Raw genomic sequence first — 20121 nt, forward strand, 5'->3', positions numbered from 1 at the left:
AGATCAGTGGCTTTTTATTGCATAAAGCAAGGGAATAACGGTGTTGCTTTTGTGTACAGGGTTCGGCTCAATAATCGCTGTCTTTCTTATGGGTCCTTGAACCAGAAAAATCGAACATGATCAGCATTTAATACAAAATTAATAATTTGATACAATATTATTGACTGCTTCAAAGCATACAAGTAAAATAATTGTAATATAATCACAGTAAAATGAGATGGGTGATGCAATGCTTGAGCTTAGTTTTGATGATCCGGACAAGCTGGTAACTGTTACGCATGCTTTATCCACCCGTTCCCGAGTTGATATTCTCCGCCTCTTGATTTCCAAAAACCTTAATATTGTAGAAATAGCGGAAGCTCTTCAACTTCCGGTGTCTACGGTAGCCAACAATATCAAGGTTCTGGAGGCTGCTAGACTGATTAATACAGAGCTGCTGCCTGCCTCTCGCGGCGCGATGAAGATGTGCACCCGCAATTATGATGACATTCATATTGCGCTGAATCTTGAAGAAGCAGTACCCAAAGGGGATGTACAGACCTACGAAGTGGACATGCCGATCGGTCATTATAGCGATTGTGAGGTTTCACCGACGTGTGGTATGGCCAATGCCGACGGGATGATCATACGCGAGGACGAACCGGCGAGTTTTTTCCACCCGAAGCATATTGGAGCCCAGATGATATGGTTCCGCAAGGGCTATGTTGAATATTTAATGCCGCTCGAAATACCGACAGGAGCGCGAATAAAATCGCTTGAGCTATCGATGGAAATGTGTTCTGAAGCACCAAACTATGACAACAATTGGCCTTCTGATATTTCCTTGTGGATTAATGGCGTGGAGATTGGCATGTGGACATGTCCCGGTGATTTTGGAGACAGGCGCGGCAAGCTTAATCCTGCCTGGTGGTATGAGTGGTCTACCCAGTATGGTTTGCTCAAGACCTGGCGAGTAGATAAAGAGAATACTGCGCTGGATATGGAGAAGGTTTCCTCGGTTACACTGGATCAGCTCAACCTGCAAAACAGCCACAAGTTGCGTCTGCGGATCGGAATTAAGCCAGATGCGGTGCATCAAGGTGGGCTCAACCTGTTCGGAAAGCAATTTGGAGATTATGATCAGAATATCAAAATGACTGTGAATTATGTCATGGATTGAGATATTAGTGAGATGGATAGGCTTTAGTTACAGGTACTCTGTAGCTAAAGCCTTATTCAGTTTATTAGTTACATAAAATTAACTTGAAAGCGTTGACATTAAAAATACATCGCTATATAATCCCCTAAAAATACAATAATAGTGTAACGAATTGATTTTATTGTTTGTATTTCGAAACGGAAGGAAAGGATGACGATCAGACTTACAGCTGATAGCAATACACTGTAAAGTCATCAAGCTAAGGTAGCTAATTATATATCAAAGGATAGGTGGAAACTGTATGACTACAAACGCTTATATCAAAAATTATCCAAGGCCGCAATTTGTCCGCAAGGAGTGGCTGGATTTGAATGGGGAGTGGGATCGGAGTCGAGACCTTCCATCCGGTGGTCTGGTACTGCAGGAGCGTGAAGATCCCGCAGGAGGCAATAGCGAAAAGGAGAATTCTACATTTTCAGGGTGTAGATTATAAAGCGAAATGCTGGGTGAACGGAATTATGGCTGGTGAGCATGAAGGAGGTTATGCTGCGTTTTCTTTTCGACATCACACCCTATATCACTTACGACTCGGAGAATAGCATTGTGCTTAAAGTGGAGGATAGTCAGAGCTGCACTCAGCCCCGTGGAAAGCAGCGCTGGGTGGATCAAAACTTTGAATGCTTTTATGTACAGAGCACCGGAATCTGGAAAAGTGTGTGGATTGAATATGTGAATGAGGTAAGAATCAATGAGGTCAAGATAACACCGGATATCGACCGTCATATGATCCGCTTTGACTTTCAGCTCATGGGTATCGAGGGTAAAGATAATTTACGCCTGGAGACACGAATTGCGCTGAAAGGACAGCATGTGAAAAAGGTCAGCTTATCTTCCGACAGGCCCTGGATAACGGTAGAGGTCCATATATTTCATGAAGCAGCTGGACCATGGAGGCAGTGCTTGTGGTCACCAGAATCGCCAAATTTGTTCGATGTAGAGTTTATTCTTTATGAGGATGAGAAAGAGAGCGACAGGGTGTATTCTTATTTTGGCATGCGGAAAATATCGATTGAAAACGGGCAGATTCTATTGAATAATGGCCCTCTTTACCAGCGGCTGATTCTGGATCAGGGCTACTGGCCGGAAACTCATCTGACTCCGCCGTCTGAAGAAGCTCTTATCGAAGATATCGATAAAATAGCCGCGATGGGATATAACGGGGTTCGCAAACATATTAAGCTGGAAGACCCTCGCTTTTTATATTGGTGTGATGTGAAAGGCATGCTCGTCTGGTCGGAAATGGCGTCGACTTTTGAGTTCAATGATCAGGCGGTTAGCCGCTTTACGAAGGAATGGCTGGAAATCGTGCCGCAGCAGTACAATCATCCAAGCATCATAACTTGGGTCCCGTTCAATGAATCGTGGGGCATATCGACCATTGGACATGATGTAAGGCAGCAGCAGTTCACGCAAACCATTTATCATCTGACGAAGACGATTGATCCGTATCGTCCGGTGGTTACCAATGACGGATGGGAGCATACGGTCTCGGATATTTTAACTCTTCATGATTATGTGGAGACGGGCGAAGAGTTTTTGGAGCGATATCAGGACAAGGAAAGCATCGTAAACAACAGCATTTCTTTTAACAATTGGAAATATGCCTTTGCAGAAGGATATGCCTACCGGGGACAACCGATTATCATAAGCGAATTCGGCGGCATTGCTTTCCAGACGCACAAGGGCTGGGGATACGGAAATCAGGTGGATTCAGTCGAAGCTTTTATCGAACGTTTCCGTGCAATCACCGGGGCAATTAAAGCAACCCCCTATCTTTCGGGCTATTGCTATACACAGGTAACCGATGTACAGCAGGAAGTCAACGGGTTGTTGACGGAAGACCGAAAACCGAAGGTTCCGCTTGAAGTGATTCGGGAGATAAATCTGGCTTGAAGCGATAATTAAGATCATAGAATTTGCAGAATTGCTACATGCTGTTGTCCAGTCATTGCTGGATTCACCTGTCGTACAAGGTTTTGTTACACACAGCTGACGGACGTGGAACAGGGAATCAACGTTCTACTGACGCATGATAGACAACCGAAGATGCCGACTAAACAAATCAGAGCCATTATGGAAGGCCGCCTTTCCTCTTCGGTTGAAGAATAAGGGGAAGTATATGAATACGGCATTTTCAGCATTTAGAGCTAAATAAACAAAGTTTCATTTTTTCGCATACAGGCTTTTCATTTAGAAACCTGGATTTAATTATTTTGGTTCTTTGTTCCCCACTCACATAACCCTTCTAAAACAGGCAATAGTGTTTCTGCTTTATCTGTGAGACTGTACTCGACTTTAGGGGGAATTTGAGGATACTCTTTTCGAATCACCAAACCATCCGCTTCCAATTCTTTTAGTTGTGAACTCAATGTTTTATAAGTAATAGCTCCTATCTGTCTTTTCAGATCATTAAAGCGAACTGTTCGGTTTTCGGCTAGGAGATAAATAATAACCATTTTCCATTTACCACCAATCAATGAAACTGTATAACCAAAAGGTGTATCTTGAATATTTTTAACTTTACCTTTAAATTCAGCCATACTCATGTCTACACTATCCTTTCGGGTAGTACCTATCAAAATAGTGCGTACTACGTTTTTATTTGTGTTCAGTTTATACTAACCTTACTTTTGAAGTAAAGGAGAGAAAAACATGACTAAAAAAACAATACGCCTGTTAATGCCACAATGGCAAGGGGGAAATGATCCTAATTACTCTTTTGGAGCCGAACTGCTTGCTTGGCTAGCTCCGGATAATGATCAACCTCTTATTCATGTTCCAGTTCAAGCTTATGATGGAACTCCTCTTGAAAACGAGAACGGTATGAATGGGAGAAAACAGCTACTTGATCAATTAGAGGCTGCCCAGCATATCATTAACGCTCATAAGCCAGATCGCATTGTAATGTTTGGTGGTGACTGTTTAGTCGAACAAGCTCCATTTGCCTATTTAAACGAACGATATGGTGGCGAACTAGGTTTAATTTGGATCGATGCTCACAGTGATTTAGTTAGATATGTAGGCTATGATAACGGTCATACATTACCGCTCGGGAATCTTTTGGGAGAAGGAGATGAGGAGTTTGGAAAACATGTGAAAATCCCACTAAAACCTGAAAATGTCTTTATCGCGGGATTGGCAACTCCTACAGAACAAGAAACGGAAGTGATTTCTGAAGCGTTTCAAAAACTAGGTATAGCTCCTGCAGAATCAGACACAGAAGTAATTCAAAGACTAGGTATTAGGACTGCAAGTACCAAAGAATTAACGAACAGTACTGAACCTATTAGAAAGTGGATTAAAGAAAGTGGCATTAAGCACCTAGCTATTCACCTTGATTTAGATGTGCTTGACCCAAAAGCATTTCGTTCTTTATTATTCGCCAACCCTGAAGCACCTTATAATTTTTCTCCTGCGGGAACAATGCAAATGCCTCAGTTACTTAATCTGATTAAAGAACTATCTGAAGAAACAGATGTAGTTGGATTAGGTATAACGGAGCATATGCCGTGGGATTCTATTAACTTAAAGAATCTGCTCGGAGAGATACCTATTTTAAATAAGTAAGTTCATACACAGATTATAATAGAACACTGATCTGCTTAATCATAAAAATACACTCACGCACTTTATGTTTGCGAGAGTGTATTTTTATGATTAGGCAAATATCCCCTATAATGGATTCCTAAAACTAATTACGGAGCGTCTTAGCATGTCAAAATACGTTGAAATCGGTTACCCAATATATGAAGGAATGCCTGTTTATCCAGGATTGCCAGAGTGAAGTTAGAGCCTAGAGAGCGTTTGGACAAAGGGGATGACTGGAATGGAAGTATGTTAAGTATGTATCACACCGAGATACGAATTTTGAGAAATACGCTTAATATTTCCCAGTCGTCTCTCCCAAAGCAGCGGAATTCATCCGTAAAAATTTACCGAACTGCAAAGCTGTGGCCATTGATACCATGAGCATTGAAAATCTAGAAGAATTTAGTTTTATGAATGAACAGAGCTAAAAAATGACAAATTAAGAAAAGTAGTATACATCACAATTTCCAAAGGAGGATATCTGTTATGGCTCACCAGAAGAAAAGGAAAGAAGCAGCCTGGAAGTCACGAAAGCAAGAACAGCATCCCCATGGTAAAGTCAAATCGCTCAAGGAGCTGTCCAGCGAATAGGAGTGAGGAGTATACTGCTTGAAAGAAAAGAGCTGTCGGTGAAATTCATCGGCAGCCTTCTTTTTGCGATAATTTCGCTTACAGAAAGAATTTCCTTAATGCTGCAACTGGATTTACTAACACCCATCCAGCTATGTGTCGCATATGGGTCCAGTTATTTACAGCGTTCTACTATAGAGGGTATCTTCTTAAATTCGTTTTTCTGAGAGTCTCAGACCTTAAACCCGAAATCATGGAATAAATTAAATCCATTTCCCCCGAGATATTATCTGAAGGTTGTCAGTTCCGGCTAAAAATTGAAGCATCTCCTGTCCAAGAGATGCTTCTTCTACGTTATAAATGGCTAGGCTGAGATAAGCTGATTTATCAGGATACGATTGAATTCAGGAGACCCTGCTTCACCTGATCCGACAGTGGCATAAGTGGCAGACGTAACTGCTCGGCGGTAATAATCTCTTGCTGGGCAAGCCACCACTTGATCGCAGCCGGGGCTGGCTCTGCAAATACATGCTGGATCATCGGCTCCAGTAGCATAAAACTGTCTCGCGACCCGTTCATGTCGCCAGTCACAAAACGTTGGTATACATCCACATACTTCTGGATATTGAGATGAGCGGATGCAAGCATACCGCCGGCAGCGCCTTGGCATAGCATGGCATGGAAATAGGCGTCCTCTCCGCAGAGGACAGGCTTGGTCTCGTACTGGGTCAATTTCAAGAGCAGATCAAGGCCGCCCGTGCTATCCTTGAGCCCAATTACGCCATCCAGGTCCAGAACTTTGCGTATTGTGTCTATTGTCATGCGACTGCCCGTGCGAACCGGAATCTCATATACTAGCACAGGCAAGCCTACACGAGATACGACACGGAAATGCTCCAAGATTCCTTCCTGCGTCGGCCGATTGTAATACGGAGTGACCACCATGGCTGCATCCGCTCCTAATTCAGCCGCCATTTCCGTCCGATGCATGGTTGAATAGGTATCGTTCGTTCCTGTGCCAATGACGATCGGAATGGATTTGTTCATACTCTTCAGAACATCCTGCGTCACTTGCACCATCTGCTTCACTTCATCCCAGGATACGGTTGGCGACTCTCCTGTCGTACCATTAATGACCAGACCCTGGATGTCATGGCCTGCAAGATAGGTAACATACTTACGGTACGAATCGACGTCCAACTTATAGTCACGCGTAAAAGGTGTAATCAGCGGTATGAAAATCCCATGAATATGTTGTTCGTTCATCATCATCAGTTATCCCTTCCCGTTGAATTAAATCTAATGTAACATAGGAGACAGCATCAGAGTTATCTATAATAAACGATGATTCTAATCAAAATTTTCGATGGGGTGGCCAGATTGGATTTCATTTATCTTCACACATTTCGGGAAGTTGCCATTCGTGAAAGCTTTACAAGAGCAGCAGAAGTGCTCGGTTACGCACAATCCAGCGTCACGACCCAGATTCAGAAGCTGGAGAAAACGTATCAAGTCAAATTGTTCGAGCGCTACAGCAACAATAAGATTCGTCTTACCTCTGCCGGGGAAGAGCTGTTCAAGCTTGCCGGACAAATGCTGGAACTTTTTGAGCAATCGAAAGAAAAATTGGCTAAGCAGGGCGGGGGCTCCATGACGATCGGTACTATGGATTCCATCGCTTCGTATTTTCTGCCGCCGTATATGCAGGCGACTCGCAAAGAATACCCTGATCTGAACATACGATTGCATACGGATCGCGAAGAGATGATTTTGCACCAGGTTAGGGAAGGGGAGGCTGATGTTGGGCTGATCCTTGCGGACGATTCAAGCAATCCGGACCTACAGTGGATTACGATTCGAGAAGAACCCCTTGTGCTGATTGTCCATCCGAACCATCCGCTTATCGCTAAAGAGCGAATCGGCCTGGATGATCTGGTAGATGCGGAGTGGATCATGCCCGAGCATACGTGCAACTACAGGCAACTGTTGGAAAGAGTGCTTCGAGCAAATGGAATCACCTATCGCGTGAGCCTGGAGCTGGGTAATCCGGAAGCGATCAAACGGAGCATCAAGACTGGAGAGGGTATATCCATTCTACCTCTAATGGCTGCGCTGGAGGAGATTGAACGAGAAGAGCTGAAGGTGTTACCCTTTGAGCACGCCGAGCTTAAGCTGGAAATTCAGCTTGTTCTTCATCCCAAGAAGTGGGTGTCCAACGCATTGAGCTTTTTTATGGAGAGTCTGAGAATGTAGATTTTCGTCCACATCAAAATTAATATACAGTGTGAGCGCTTCCTTGTGGAAACCAGAAGCGCTCACAGTAGTAAATGGCGAATCTTACTTTGAAATTTTGAAATCATGCTTAGAGTTGACAAATGAAACAAACATGTTAGTATATATGCGTGTGCATGCATTTTGTTGATCTGTTTCATCATATAACTCAGAGAGGGGTCTTTCTCACATGAAAGATTTATTTAGTCCCTACACAATTAAGGGTTTGGAATTGAAGAATCGCGTAGTTATGCCTCCAATGTGCCAATATTCGGTTGACAAAAAGGATGGGGTCGCCACAGATTGGCATTATATACACTACGTTAGCCGAGCGATAGGCGGAGCTGGTTTTATCATGATTGAAATGACAGATGTAGAGCCGGATGGTCGTATCTCTGATTTTGATCTTGGTTTATGGTCAGATGAGCAGATTCCTGCTCTCAAACGGATTGTAGATGCTTGTCACAGCTACGGTGCCAAAGTGGGAATCCAGATCGCGCATGCCGGACGCAAGGCGGAAGATGCTGAAGTTCCTGTAGCACCATCTGCTATCGCATTTGATGAAAATTCAAAACAACCTCGCGCGCTTACAACAGAAGAGGTTAAAGGACTAGTTGAGAAATTTCGTGCTGCTGTAGCTCGCGCTGTCAAGGCTGGATTCGACACCATTGAAATTCATGGTGCACATGGATACTTGATTCATCAATTTCATTCGCCGCTTACGAATAAACGGGAAGATAAATATGGTAAGGACCTTACCCTATTTGGTCGGGAGATCATTCAGGCAGCGAAGGGCGAAATGCCGGAAGATATGCCGCTCTTGATGCGTATTTCTGCCAAAGAATACGTAGAAGGTGGATATGGTATTAAGGAAAGCATTGCTTTTGCCAAGGAATATCAAAAGGCTGGAGTAGATATGTTTGATATTTCATCTGGCGGTGAGGGACCTATAGCTGCATGGGGTAGACCAGGAACTCACGCAGCGTATCAAGTTCCCTTGGCAAAAGAGATCAAAGAAGCACTGGATATTCCGGTGATGGCCGTTGGAAGACTAGAAGATCCAATTTTGGCGAATGCAGTTATCGGAAATGAAGAGGCCGATCTGGTTGCTGTGGGTAGAGGGATGTTGAGAAATCCTTATTGGTCACTGGAAGCCGCATCAAAATTGAAAAAAGAAACTGCAATCCCTACACAGTATACTACAGGATTCTAAGACTGACTGGTTGCATTACTGTTTGACCCTGCTTGGGTCAGCAAAATTCGAACGGAGAAAGTCGGGGCTTGATTATATTCATGTAACAGAAATATGAGGCTTGGTAACCAGCCTTCTTTCCAGACAGTAGTAGACAATCTCTTGCTGCGCTTGCCAAGAAGTATGGGAACATTACAGTGATGGCTAATGGACACGTGGAAGACTCATCTAAAGCAAGTCAGATGGTCAAAAATTGTACAGCCGATATTATTACTTTGGGCAAAGGAGCTCTTGCTAATCATAATCGGCCTGTCAAAGTTAAAAATGATGAATCGCTAGCTATATTTGACCAGGAAAAGATTTTAAGACCGAATGCAACGATAAAGGACTTTGAAATGGTCGATTAAGCAAAAAAAGTACATCCTTTAGACCTTCTGTAAAGTACTCTATCAAGGTACTCTACAAAAGGTCTAATTGAATGAACTCTGCAATCATGGAGAGCGTGGAAGAAGGTTTGCGATTGTGGCGGGAGAAGTGTGTAAAATTGCTGAATATACTTATGAATCTGTGGGTGGAATCCATGACCAGACAGTTCATCAAAGTACGGCATGTTGAGCCTGATCTTGCAAACAATAATGAATATGTTCAGAGGAAGATACATAAGAAGAGATTCAGTTTTAGCTTTTACTAGTTTACGTTAGTTGGTTATTGTGACTGATACGTTTCCTGATATGATAAACAATGAGCAGGATTAACGGGAAAGCAAAGGCATGGGTGAGATCCCAATCTACCCAATAGGCTGGGATCTCCTTGACGTAGAAAATAATATTTTTTGCAATCAGATGTGACAGTCCGAAAATCAGAAATGCTACTGGAAAGATCAATGGCCGGTAGGATTTAAGCTTTAGTAGCTGAGCTGTCCCCAAAACAAATGCGTAAAAGAAAAGCGCTGTTTTGAAATAGGTGCTAATGATCCACGTGGTGGCCATTAAAGCCTCAATCCGCTGCAGAAAATTAGCAATGTTGATTCTCTGGGCAAGAATATAGGCAGCGTAAAATTCGTGTTCTGAGAAATATGCCCCGAGTACTGTCAGGGAGAGAAACAAAATGAGGTTGAGTCCAACGGCCCCGACCAACAGGGAGATGAATAAATTGCGGCTCGTATTGCTTTGTTTTTGGACATAGGGAAACACCATGAAGAACACGCACATTTCTCCAAAGGGATAAAATACGCCGAACATAATGGTGTGCAGCATGTCAGGAAATGGTGTATTCAAAATAGGATAGATACGCTCTAACTTGACATCGGGGAACAAGAGAACGATTAGGCAAATCAGAAAAAACGCAAAGAAAGGAAAAAAAATTTGGGCTGCTCTGCCCAGCGATTCAAGACCCAGCCGCAAGCCATACACCAGCAAAAAAATCGCCATGAAGCGAATGACCCCGCCTGGTGTCCCCTCGTAAATCTGTGTGCACATGAAATCTTCAATTTCTCTGACATAGGTGGAGGCAGCAATCAGGTAAAAGAATAAATAGCTCAACGCTACAGCTCCACCCACCCATTTTCCTAACACTTGTAATGAAAGCTCGATAATCGTTTTAGTTGGATCAATATTTGATGTAGATACCATCAGCTTTACGCATGCAAGTCCTAGCGGAATACTAATCAAGGCGGCAATCCACGCGTCCTCGTGGGCTCCTGTTGTCATTGCCGCAGGATACACAAGTGCCATTTCCCCGATGAGCGAGTAAAAACCAAGCATTATCATTTGAGCCGTACTGATCCGGTCTTTTTCAAGATTCATGAGATTCCTCCAAATCTGCTGCAAACTGCCCCTCAAGTTTTTCTTTTGTCATTTCCATTAGTATGTGATTTTATAACATAATTATTAATTGATAGTCGAAAAGGAATGATAAGGGGATAATTATCAACTTCTTCTGTCATACTAGTTTTAGTTTGCTCACGGAATGCGGAGGTTGTGACATGAAGGATACAATTACTGGCACATTATCACACCGCTTGGAGGACAATTTGGTGCAGTTGGTTCAACTGCTCGGGACAAGCACCGATTTGATCACTAAAAAGCTGGAACTGGATGAATCTACGCATATCGCTTTGCTTTATATTGATGGTCTTGTGGATACACAGGTTCTGCATAACTCCATATTATTTTCGCTTCAGGAACGCTGTACCCCTGAGCAGATGAGAGATCTTGATGCTAATCAGAAGATTGAGCTTTTGCGAAAACGCATGCTGATTGCGGGGGATCTGTCCGTCACGCATGACCTTGGGCAATTTGTTCATGAACTGCTATCCGGTAATATCATGGTGCTGGTGGACGGAACATCCAGCGCCCTGCGGATCGGACTGCCTGGATGGGAGGACCGCAATGTAGGCGAACCCAGCTCACAATCAGTTGTGCGTGGGCCGATGGAAGGGTTCACGGAAAATATGCGGACAAACACGGCGCTGATCCGGAGGAAAATTAAAGACAGCCAGTTATGGCTGGAAACCTTCCAAATCGGCAAGGTGACTCAAACCAGTGTAGCCATTATGTATCTCACCAACATCGCAAACCCTGACCTTGTGCAGGAGGTGAAGCGTAGATTGGCCAAAATCGATACGGACAGTATTCTGGAGAGCGGATATATCGAGGAATTTATTCAAGATACGGCTGCTACGCCGTTCCCTACGATCTATAACAGCGACCGACCGGATACTATCGCAGCGGGGGTCCTCGAAGGCAAAGTTGCGATTCTTGTAGATGGAACACCATTTGTCCTGTTGGTGCCTACCTTTTTTGTCACCTTTTTTCAATCCGCCGAAGATTATTATCAGCGGGCCGATATCGGCACCTTGCTGCGGTTTATCCGTTTTCTTTCCTTTTTTATTACGTTGCTTGCCCCTTCCTTTTATGTGGCGGTTACGACTTATCATCAGGAGATGATTCCTACCAATCTGGTTATCAGCCTTGCAGCACAGAGGGAAAGCGTTCCCTTTCCCGCATTTGTGGAAGCGATGCTTATGGAATTAACGTATGAGATTCTGCGGGAAGCGGGAGTGAGGATTCCGAAAAATATAGGGCAGGCGATATCCATTGTTGGAACACTTGTCATAGGCCAGGCGGCGGTTGCGGCGGGCTTTATTTCATCAGCAATGGTTATCATTGTATCCATTACGGCCATATCCAGTTTTGTCATACCAGAGACGGGCATGTCGATCGCTGCAAGAATCATTCGTTTTGTTCTTATCGGACTGGCCGGCTTTATTGGACTATACGGAATACTATTCGGCGTCTTTTTGATCGTGCTGCATTTGGCGAGTCTGCGTTCCTTTGGCATGCCCTATATGAGTCCGATCGGTCCATACCGTTCAAATGATCTGAAGGATTCCATTTTCCGCTTTCCTTGGCCGTTTTTAAAGACAAGGCCGGCAGAAAGTATGGTTCAGAACCTTGACCGTCAAAGCACAGACAAGCGAAAGGAGTCGGCAGATGAGCCCAAAAAACCGTAAAATTGTTTACCGACTCCTGCTTTTCCTTTTAGTCCCTATGCTGCTCAGCGGGTGCTGGGAAAGACAGGAGTTAAATGAAATGGCCTTTGTGTTGGGGATGGGGCTAGATAAGGCTGAATCTGGCTATAAGGTTACGCTGCAGGTGGTTATTCCTTCAGCAATTGCCTCGCAGACGGCAGGAGGCTCAGGAGGTGCCGGGGTGCCGGTGATTGTATCTACCTTAACGGTACCCACGATCTATGAAGCCCAGCGCAAGTACAGTCTCGACAGTGCGAGAGCCAGCTACTTTGGGCATATCCGTATACTGGTGATCGGAGAGGAGCTTGCCCGGGCCGGAATTGGCGAGGCACTTGATATGTTGAAGCGGAGCCGAGAGCCGCGTAATGATTTCTACGCCATGGTCGCCAAAGACACCACTGCCGAAGATGTCCTGAAGGTCCTTACCCCGCTAGAGAAATTGCCGGCAAGTAAATTGTATAATTCCCTGGACAAATCATATAAGGCGTCGGCAAAAACAGTCGCTGTTTCTTTGAACCAATTTATTGAGGATTTGCTGTACGAGGGGAAGAATCCGGTGTTGACCGGAGTGAAGATGTCCGGCAGTGTCAGTGAGGGCGAAAAGAAGAGCAATGTGGAAGATAGCTCGCCCACAGCCAGATTACGTTACAGTAATATAGCCGTATTTCGGAAGGATAAGATGATCGGGTGGTTAAGCGATAACGAGACGATCGGCTACAATTATGTCACCAATAACGTTGTCAAAAGTTCAGGTCCTGTAATAGGAGACGACGGACGGCCCATCGTCATTGAAGCACTACATACAGACACCGAACGTAAAGTCAAGATGATTGACGGTAAACCACATATTTACATCCATGTAAAGGCCTTGTGTAATGTTGAAGAGGTAATGAGCAAAGATAATCTGGAGGCAGAGCGCGTGATTACAGAGCTGGAAAGGAAATCGGAAGAACGAATTATCTTGCGGATGAAAACTTCAGTTGAGCATATTATTGAGCGCTACAATGCGGATACTATGGGTTTTGGACAGTTGATCTACCGTGCCAACCCCCAAGCTTGGGCTAGGCTACAACAGGAAAAAGGGGACAATTACCTAAAATCGCTACCCGTCCATTACAAAGCCAGCGTGTCGATTAACCGGATTGGCATTACAGACAAATCTTTTATTGAAGATATCAAGGAGTGAGGGCAATGGTGTTACTGCTTTTTCTGGCAACAGCAGCGGTCTGTGCGGTCATCGATGTGCCTTTGCTGACACGAGGAAGCAGGCGCCGTGACCTTCTAGTCTGGGGCTTGTTTTGGATTACGGGCATTAGTGGGGTGGTCTGCTCCTTGTACAAGATCAATGTGCCGAGTCCATTGCTTCTCATCATGATGATCTATAAACCGGTTAACAATCTGTTTACATCCTGGTTTTATTAGGTTGTAGAGAAATTTAACTTTTGAGCGGAAGGATACAATCTTTGAAGTTACTTTATGAAGCAAAAGGAAGTGCTTGCCGACGAAAGAATCTCTTGGGGTGATTCTATCAGAAATGCTTTTGAAAATAGTAGTAGTATCTTTGATTTTAATGGTAGAAGTGAATGTTGGTAAAAGCAGCAGCAGTCTAAGACTTTACTTTTTAAGTCCTAGTGAGCTGCTGCTTTACTTTTAGAAGCAGTCTTTTATATTTCCCCGTACTGATCCGGTCTTTTTCAAGATTCATGAGGATTCTTCATATCTGCTGCAAACTACTCCTCATGTTTTTTTTCATTCCCATTGAACTTTTTGCGTGGGAAATTTGGCGAAAATACTAGCTGGTTACGCATGCTTTTTTGTATTCCATATTTTCTCTAATTGACTTTGTAACCCGACATTATTATTATCTTATACTATAAGATTAATTATCTAATACTATAAGGTATTAGCGAGAAGGTGTTGTGACCATTGGATTATAAAGCATTAGCGACAGAACTATTCGAGTATATCGTCAAATCGCGGAAACCGGCATTAGAGGAACGAGGGCACTTCTCACGTGGTGAAATGGGGATTCTCATTTGTCTGAATTTCAATAAGGACGGGGTCACCTCTGGTCACTTGAGCGAATACTTGTCAGTTAGTACAGGACGGGTAGCAACGGCACTGAAGAGCCTAGAGAAGAAAGGACTAGTTGTACGGCGTACTGATGTCAATGACAAACGTAAGGTGATTGTATTCATTACGGATTCAGGTAAGCAATTTATGATTGACAGGCATAATGAAGGAATCGCATGGACGGAGAATATCCTTCGAAAATTAGACGAACAGGATGCCAAAGAACTGATCCGACTCATTAAGCTTATTGTCTCTAGAAGTTGAATTTCTATGCAAATGCAGGATGCACCATACTTCACCAGACATCAAAGACTATCAGATAAAAGGAGAGTAACAGAATGCTGAAGATATTCAAATATCTCAAGAAAAATGAATGGATGCTCGTGCTTTGCAGCTTGGCTTTCATCGTTGTGCAGGTATGGCTTGATCTAAAGCTACCTGATTATATGGCAGAAATTACGACCAAGCTGCAAACGGAAGGAACGCCTGTGTCCGAACTGCTGATTCCCGGTAGTTACATGTTGTTTTGTGCCGTCGGCAGTATGATTGCATCTATTATTGTGGGCTATTTCGCGGCAAAGGTGGCTGCAGGGCTGGCCATGCGTCTGCGTGCGATGGTCTTTGACAAAACCTTATCCTTTTCGATGGAAGAGATGAACAGCTTTTCGACGGCAAGCCTCATTACCCGCTCCACGAACGATGTTACGCAGATTCAAACGGTGGTTGCGTTGGGGTTGCAGGTGATCATCAAGGCACCGATTCTGGCTGTATGGGCCATTGTGAAGATTGCGGACAAAAACTGGCAGTGGACCGCCTCTACAGGAGCGGCTGTGGCTGTTCTGATCCTGATGCTAAGTGTCATTGTTGTTTTCGCTCTTCCAAGTTTCCAGAGAATCCAGCGTCTCACCGATAATCTGAACAGGGTAACACGTGAGCATCTGATCGGACTTCGGGTAGTACGCGCTTATAATGCAGATCAGTACCAGCAGGAGAAGTTCGAGCAGGCTAACGTCGAGTTGACGAATACAAACCTGTTTGCGAACCGATTAATGACGATGATTGGCCCAGGTATGACCTTTATTATGTCAGGTCTGAGTGTCTCTATCTATTGGATCGGCGCTTACTTGATTAACGGGGCGGCCGTACCAGACCGCATTACGTTGTTCTCCAATATGGTCGTATTCTCCTCTTATGCAATGCAGGTGGTTATGGCTTTTATGATGGTAAGTATGATATTCATCCTGATGCCTCGCGCTTCGATCTCTGCCAAACGGATCATGGAGGTATTGAATACCGAATCCAGCATCGTTAACGGGCATGAGACGACTGGAGAAGAGAGCGTTATGGGGCAAGTGGAATTCCGTAATGTCAGCTTCAAATATCCGGACGCGGAGGAGGCCGTGCTTCGCAGCATTAGCTTTACCGCCAAACGAGGCGAGACGGTTGCCTTTATTGGCGCTACAGGCAGCGGCAAAACCAGCGTGATCAATCTGATTCCCCGTTTCTATGATGTGACCGAGGGAGAGGTGCTTGTGGACGGTGTGAATGTCAGGGACTATAATCAGCAGTCACTCCATAACAAAATCGGGTATGTTCCCCAGAGAGCTGTACTGTTCAACGGTACGGTGGTATCCAACGTTTCGTATGGTGATAACGGAAGAGTAGGAGCATCGGAGAAACTCGTCAAAGATGCCGTTAGTATTGCTCAAGGAACGGAGTTTGTTGAAAAAATGGATGGTCAATATCAGGGTAGAATTTCGCAAGGTGGAGCGAACGTGTCCGGTGGTCAAAAGCAGCGGCTGTCCATTGCGCGTGCCATCTACCGACAGCCGGAAATTTATATTTTCGATGATTCCTTCTCGGCACTAGACTACAGAACAGACCGGATTCTGCGCTCCGCTCTCAAAAAAGAAACCGGCCACGCTACGACACTTATCGTTGGTCAGCGCATAGGCACTATCAAAGACGCTGACCGGATTATCGTGCTGGACCAGGGGGAGATTGTAGGGAGCGGCACACATGAAGAGCTGATGACAAACTGCAGCACCTATCAGGAGATCGCGTATTCGCAGCTTTCGAAGGAGGAACTCATACATGGATAAGAATGAACACACCGTCGACAGCCAGCAAATGAAAATGAATCAGCGAGGTCCCATGGGTAAAGGACCCGCGGGAGGCATGGGTGCTGGTGAAAAAGCAAATAATTTTAAAAAGACCATCAGCCAGCTTGTATCCTACTGCAAGGCCTATGTGCCTATGATTATACTCGCTATGGTCCTGGCCTTGGTCGGCTCTACCCTCAACGTGATTGGCCCGGAAAAGCTCAGTGATATTGCAAACCTGATTCAGGAAGGAATCGTAACCGGGATTGATGTAAGTGCTGTACAGAAGATTGTTCTTGTATTGGCGCTTTTATATGGATTTGGTCTTATCTTTAACTATTTTCAGGGCTTCATTACAGCAACCGTCTCACAGCGTCTTACCAAGAAGATGCGGACAGAGCTGTCTCGAAAAATAGATCATATGCCTTTGAAGTATTTTGACTCTACGAGTTACGGTAATGTGCTTAGCCGCGTAACCAACGATGTCGATACCATCGGACAAACGTTAAACAACAGTCTCGGCACGCTTGTCAGTGCGCTGGCTACCTTCGTGGGCGCCTTGATTATGATGCTTTATACGAACTGGATCATGACCGTTACCGGAATTGTAGCTACGCTGATCGGCTTTTGCCTGATGAGCGTGATTATGAAGCATTCACAGAAATATTTTGTAGCACAGCAAGCGGAACTTGGCCAGATCAACGGTCATATCGAAGAAACCTATGCTGGTCATAACGTAGTCAAGGTATATAACGGGGAACAAGCAGCCAAGGAAGTGTTTCATGGCATTAACAGCCGCTTATATACAAATGCATGGAAGTCTCAGTTCATGTCTGGTCTGATGATGCCAGTCATGATGTTCATTGGAAATTTTGGTTATGTCGCAGTCTGTGTTGTGGGAGCTTTGCTGGTCAACCAACAGACTATAAGCATTGGAACTATTGTCGCCTTTATGGTGTATATTCGACTGTTTACGCAGCCCTTGTCGCAGCTGGCACAGGCCGCAACCAATCTGCAATCGGCAGCCGCTGCCAGTGAACGTGTATTCGAATTTCTGGGTGAAGAAGAATTGGCAGATGAGCGTCACAAGACTACAAAGCTCGACACCGCCAAAGGGGATGTCGAATTCAAACATGTCCGTTTCGGCTATAATGCAGACCGTATGATCATCAAGGACTTCTCCATGAAAGCTGAAGCTGGTCAGAAAATAGCCATTGTCGGTCCTACAGGCGCGGGTAAGACCACGCTCGTGAATTTGCTCATGAGGTTTTATGAGCTGAACGATGGAGAAATCTACATTGACGGAACCCCGATCAGCCAATTAACGCGTGAGAATATTCATGAATTATTCTGTATGGTGCTTCAGGATACCTGGCTGTTCGAAGGAACGATTCGTGACAATATCGTCTTTTCCAAGGATCATGTTACCGATGAGCAGGTGGAAGCTGCATGTAGAGCGGTGGGGCTGCACAGCTTCATTAAAACACTGCCGCAGGGATATGATACAGTGCTGGACGACAAAGCCAATCTTTCTGCCGGTCAAAAGCAATTGATTACTATTGCAAGAGCGATGATTGAAGATTCACCTATGCTTATTCTGGATGAGGCCACAAGCTCGGTTGATACGCGCACGGAATTGCTGATTCAACAAGCGATGGACCAGCTGACTGTGGGGAAAACCTCCTTTGTGATTGCTCACCGACTTTCGACGATCAAGAATGCGGATCTGATTCTGGTCATGAAGGACGGTGACATTATCGAAATGGGTAACCATGAGGAATTGCTAGCTAAAGGCGACTTCTATGCCGATCTATACAACAGTCAGTTTGAACATGCATCCTAAAAGTAACTGCTTGAAATTACAATGAATATCCATATAGTTCCAACAGCATTGACATCAGCATGTGGACATTATAAGTTATGAAAGCCAGAATTTCTTAATCACAATTGTGGAGGCAGATCAATGAACCAGCGTTTTCGAATCACCCGTTCCATGCAGGAGAATCCTGTGGAGCAATCCATTTCCCTGGAGGAGTGCAAAGATTACTTTGCATCCCAGCCAGACTTTTCGTATTCACGAGTGCTTATCATACAAGGTGCTGAGAGCACCATGTCGATCGATGGAGATTTTTTCATGTGGAAGTATGCTGACGTAGAGATACCTTTTCGTCATTACATGGGGGATGTGTATGTGGCTATTTCCGATGAGGCTGTCGTGCCTAAGATGATTGAAATTGCAACAGATTTGCAAGCAGATGTGGTGGATGGATGATGAACTATTTACTATTCTTATTCTGCTGAAGGTTATTGACTTCGTAGTGAATCTTTACAGCAAATGGATAGTACTGATTTCTGCCTGCTGACATCGAGTTACATAGATGTCAGCATTTTTGTTAACCACGTAACTGCATTGGACGTAGTAAAGCTAATAAAATTTAGTTATTGAATATCATATATCTGGTGAGTGGTTTCTAAGGGTTCGTTTCCTGTCTGGTCACACGGCAGAAGCTCACTCGGTTGTGATGCGCTCGGCAACAAAAACGATTCGATTCGTACACAGTATACATCACACAACAAATGTTTCCGGTACGTTCGCTGTGGCAGTATTCACTTCATACTTAAGGGTCAAGTCGCCAAAACTTAAAAATAGCAAGCCTCTTGCAACTTAGAGACTTGCTATTTTGTGTTTTCTGTTCATTAAATTTTGTGAAAAATAATAGTTCCAAAGTTATGAATTTTCTAAAAATTTATACTTTTAAAGGGAAATCAAAACGTTTCTATTAATTAAAAAATAAAGTTTATAGCTTAAATTAGAGAAAACTTAATCTGAATTGAAATTTCAGGAGGAAAATTAAAGAAAATTCCGCATGTGAATTAGTTCAAAAGATCTATGAAAAGTCACTATCTATTTAAAAAGTGAAGAGTTATTAATTTTGAATCATTTCAGCTTTATGTAAATAAATTCCATAATATAGGTAATTAAAGAATATTGCTGAAAAAGTTGAAATTTGTCGGATGATGTCAGAATTGATTTGTTACATTTATGTTAATGATATGTAACGTAAAATTTGCTTTGGTACAAGGGTTTTGGACCTTTTTTGCAAGCCTACATCATTTTGATTTTATCAATTTATAAAATCAAAAATTTCGTTTTGAACCACATTAACGGGTCATGATCAGTATTCAATTTAATAAAAAAGTGAAATTATTGCATTTGAAGATATAAAAATAATAGAATAATATGGATTATTTATTGATTTTATGAAATCTATCAATTTGGAACTTATGTCCCATGCTAATCGGTTTTAAAGTTTGTATATTTAAAATAGCTAGAAAGTATTGGGAGGAAAAAAGGGATATAAGGATTTATTGAGAAATTTTGGACAGAAAGAGGATGTGAGAAATTTTATATGGCGACTCGGTCATGCCTTGGTTTTTTAAAATCGTGATCCATCTGACTGAGAAGATCCAGTTATTTTGTTTCGCCCGACACGAGGGCTTTGCCTGAATGGCTTACAGAACATGAAAGTTGTTCAACAGAAGCTCCATGGACATCAAGCAGGACAACATGCTCTCACTGCTTCCCGAAATGGCT

16 protein-coding genes and 1 pseudogene are annotated in these 20121 nt (G+C 43.7%); 14 read left to right on the plus strand and 3 right to left on the minus strand.

What is annotated here, in order from left to right:
- Positions 1-229: 229 nt before the first annotated feature.
- Together AC5ELV_RS25525 and AC5ELV_RS25530 are read left to right on the plus strand one after the other, a co-directional pair.
- On the plus strand, positions 230-1159 hold the full coding sequence (locus AC5ELV_RS25525) for an ArsR/SmtB family transcription factor (protein ID WP_493432354.1): 930 nt from the start codon (positions 230-232) through the stop codon (positions 1157-1159).
- Positions 1160-1439: 280 nt separating this feature from the next.
- Positions 1440-3091, plus strand: a pseudogene (locus AC5ELV_RS25530) (glycoside hydrolase family 2 protein).
- Positions 3092-3402: 311 nt separating this feature from the next.
- Here AC5ELV_RS25530 and AC5ELV_RS25535 read toward each other — a convergent pair.
- The gene (locus AC5ELV_RS25535; RefSeq protein WP_493432355.1) at positions 3403-3744 is read right to left on the minus strand and encodes a winged helix-turn-helix transcriptional regulator; all 342 of its coding nucleotides are present in this window, start codon (positions 3742-3744) and stop codon (positions 3403-3405) included.
- A 106-nt stretch (positions 3745-3850) separates the two neighbouring features.
- Between AC5ELV_RS25535 and AC5ELV_RS25540 the strand changes: the two genes are divergently transcribed.
- Positions 3851-4765 carry an arginase family protein gene (locus AC5ELV_RS25540; protein WP_493432356.1) on the plus strand — a complete coding sequence of 305 codons (915 nt, stop codon included), beginning with the start codon at positions 3851-3853 and terminating at the stop codon, positions 4763-4765.
- Between the two features lie 507 nt (positions 4766-5272).
- The gene (locus AC5ELV_RS25545; protein WP_023988604.1) at positions 5273-5377 is read left to right on the plus strand and encodes a DUF6254 family protein; all 105 of its coding nucleotides are present in this window, start codon (positions 5273-5275) and stop codon (positions 5375-5377) included.
- Between the two features lie 366 nt (positions 5378-5743).
- Here the strand turns inward: AC5ELV_RS25545 and dapA are convergent, their stop codons facing one another.
- Complete coding sequence (dapA, locus tag AC5ELV_RS25550; protein WP_493432368.1) at positions 5744-6625, minus strand: 4-hydroxy-tetrahydrodipicolinate synthase; 882 nt, start codon at positions 6623-6625, stop codon at positions 5744-5746.
- A gap of 102 nt (positions 6626-6727) precedes the next feature.
- Here dapA and AC5ELV_RS25555 point away from each other — a divergent pair, with 102 nt between their 5' ends.
- From AC5ELV_RS25555 to AC5ELV_RS25565, 3 genes are all read left to right on the plus strand, one after another.
- Entirely contained in the window at positions 6728-7609 is an 882-nt protein-coding gene (locus AC5ELV_RS25555; protein WP_493432369.1) for a LysR family transcriptional regulator, read from the plus strand.
- Between the two features lie 208 nt (positions 7610-7817).
- Positions 7818-8840, plus strand: a complete 1023-nt coding sequence (locus AC5ELV_RS25560; protein ID WP_493432357.1) for an NADH:flavin oxidoreductase/NADH oxidase — start codon at positions 7818-7820, stop codon at positions 8838-8840.
- A 179-nt stretch (positions 8841-9019) separates the two neighbouring features.
- Complete coding sequence (locus AC5ELV_RS25565) at positions 9020-9226, plus strand: xenobiotic reductase b (protein WP_493432358.1); 207 nt, start codon at positions 9020-9022, stop codon at positions 9224-9226.
- Positions 9227-9511: 285 nt separating this feature from the next.
- On the opposite strand, the gene AC5ELV_RS25570 is transcribed toward AC5ELV_RS25565, so the two are convergent.
- Positions 9512-10624: a GerAB/ArcD/ProY family transporter gene (locus AC5ELV_RS25570; protein WP_493432359.1), complete on the minus strand. Its 1113-nt coding sequence runs from the start codon at positions 10622-10624 to the stop codon at positions 9512-9514.
- Between the two features lie 179 nt (positions 10625-10803).
- On the opposite strand from AC5ELV_RS25570, the gene AC5ELV_RS25575 reads away from it, so the two are divergent.
- The 7 genes from AC5ELV_RS25575 (at position 10804) to AC5ELV_RS25605 (ending at position 18798) form a co-directional block, all read left to right on the plus strand.
- On the plus strand, positions 10804-12333 hold the full coding sequence (locus tag AC5ELV_RS25575) for a spore germination protein (protein WP_493432360.1): 1530 nt from the start codon (positions 10804-10806) through the stop codon (positions 12331-12333).
- On the plus strand, positions 12314-13537 hold the full coding sequence (locus AC5ELV_RS25580; protein WP_493432361.1) for a Ger(x)C family spore germination protein: 1224 nt from the start codon (positions 12314-12316) through the stop codon (positions 13535-13537). The genes AC5ELV_RS25575 and AC5ELV_RS25580 overlap by 20 nt, the downstream gene beginning before the upstream one ends.
- A 5-nt stretch (positions 13538-13542) precedes the next feature.
- On the plus strand, positions 13543-13773 hold the full coding sequence (locus tag AC5ELV_RS25585) for a hypothetical protein (RefSeq protein ID WP_493432362.1): 231 nt from the start codon (positions 13543-13545) through the stop codon (positions 13771-13773).
- Between the two features lie 504 nt (positions 13774-14277).
- Positions 14278-14688 carry a MarR family winged helix-turn-helix transcriptional regulator gene (locus AC5ELV_RS25590; RefSeq protein WP_493432363.1) on the plus strand — a complete coding sequence of 137 codons (411 nt, stop codon included), beginning with the start codon at positions 14278-14280 and terminating at the stop codon, positions 14686-14688.
- A gap of 74 nt (positions 14689-14762) precedes the next feature.
- Positions 14763-16526, plus strand: a complete 1764-nt coding sequence (locus AC5ELV_RS25595) for an ABC transporter ATP-binding protein (RefSeq protein ID WP_493432364.1) — start codon at positions 14763-14765, stop codon at positions 16524-16526.
- Entirely contained in the window at positions 16519-18369 is a 1851-nt protein-coding gene (locus AC5ELV_RS25600) for an ABC transporter ATP-binding protein (protein ID WP_493432365.1), read from the plus strand. Before AC5ELV_RS25595 ends, AC5ELV_RS25600 begins: the two co-directional genes overlap by 8 nt.
- 120 nt (positions 18370-18489) lie before the next feature.
- Complete coding sequence (locus tag AC5ELV_RS25605) at positions 18490-18798, plus strand: hypothetical protein (RefSeq protein WP_493432366.1); 309 nt, start codon at positions 18490-18492, stop codon at positions 18796-18798.
- Positions 18799-20121 lie beyond the last annotated feature (1323 nt).

The organism is Paenibacillus sp. NMA1017, assembly GCF_058895805.1.

Excerpts from the sequence above, each read along its gene's own strand:
- dapA (WP_493432368.1), bottom strand. The coding sequence starts at position 6,625 with ATGATGAACGAACAACATATTCATGGGATTTTCATACCGCTGATTACA.
- AC5ELV_RS25545 (WP_023988604.1), top strand. The coding sequence starts at position 5,273 with ATGGCTCACCAGAAGAAAAGGAAAGAAGCAGCCTGGAAGTCACGAAAG.
- AC5ELV_RS25535 (WP_493432355.1), bottom strand. The coding sequence starts at position 3,744 with ATGAGTATGGCTGAATTTAAAGGTAAAGTTAAAAATATTCAAGATACA.
- AC5ELV_RS25525 (WP_493432354.1), top strand. The coding sequence starts at position 230 with ATGCTTGAGCTTAGTTTTGATGATCCGGACAAGCTGGTAACTGTTACG.
- AC5ELV_RS25575 (WP_493432360.1), top strand. The coding sequence starts at position 10,804 with ATGAAGGATACAATTACTGGCACATTATCACACCGCTTGGAGGACAAT.
- AC5ELV_RS25540 (WP_493432356.1), top strand. The coding sequence starts at position 3,851 with ATGACTAAAAAAACAATACGCCTGTTAATGCCACAATGGCAAGGGGGA.
- AC5ELV_RS25570 (WP_493432359.1), bottom strand. The coding sequence starts at position 10,624 with ATGAATCTTGAAAAAGACCGGATCAGTACGGCTCAAATGATAATGCTT.
- AC5ELV_RS25580 (WP_493432361.1), top strand. The coding sequence starts at position 12,314 with ATGAGCCCAAAAAACCGTAAAATTGTTTACCGACTCCTGCTTTTCCTT.
- AC5ELV_RS25595 (WP_493432364.1), top strand. The coding sequence starts at position 14,763 with ATGCTGAAGATATTCAAATATCTCAAGAAAAATGAATGGATGCTCGTG.
- AC5ELV_RS25600 (WP_493432365.1), top strand. The coding sequence starts at position 16,519 with ATGGATAAGAATGAACACACCGTCGACAGCCAGCAAATGAAAATGAAT.
- AC5ELV_RS25605 (WP_493432366.1), top strand. The coding sequence starts at position 18,490 with ATGAACCAGCGTTTTCGAATCACCCGTTCCATGCAGGAGAATCCTGTG.
- AC5ELV_RS25560 (WP_493432357.1), top strand. The coding sequence starts at position 7,818 with ATGAAAGATTTATTTAGTCCCTACACAATTAAGGGTTTGGAATTGAAG.
- AC5ELV_RS25565 (WP_493432358.1), top strand. The coding sequence starts at position 9,020 with ATGGCTAATGGACACGTGGAAGACTCATCTAAAGCAAGTCAGATGGTC.
- AC5ELV_RS25585 (WP_493432362.1), top strand. The coding sequence starts at position 13,543 with ATGGTGTTACTGCTTTTTCTGGCAACAGCAGCGGTCTGTGCGGTCATC.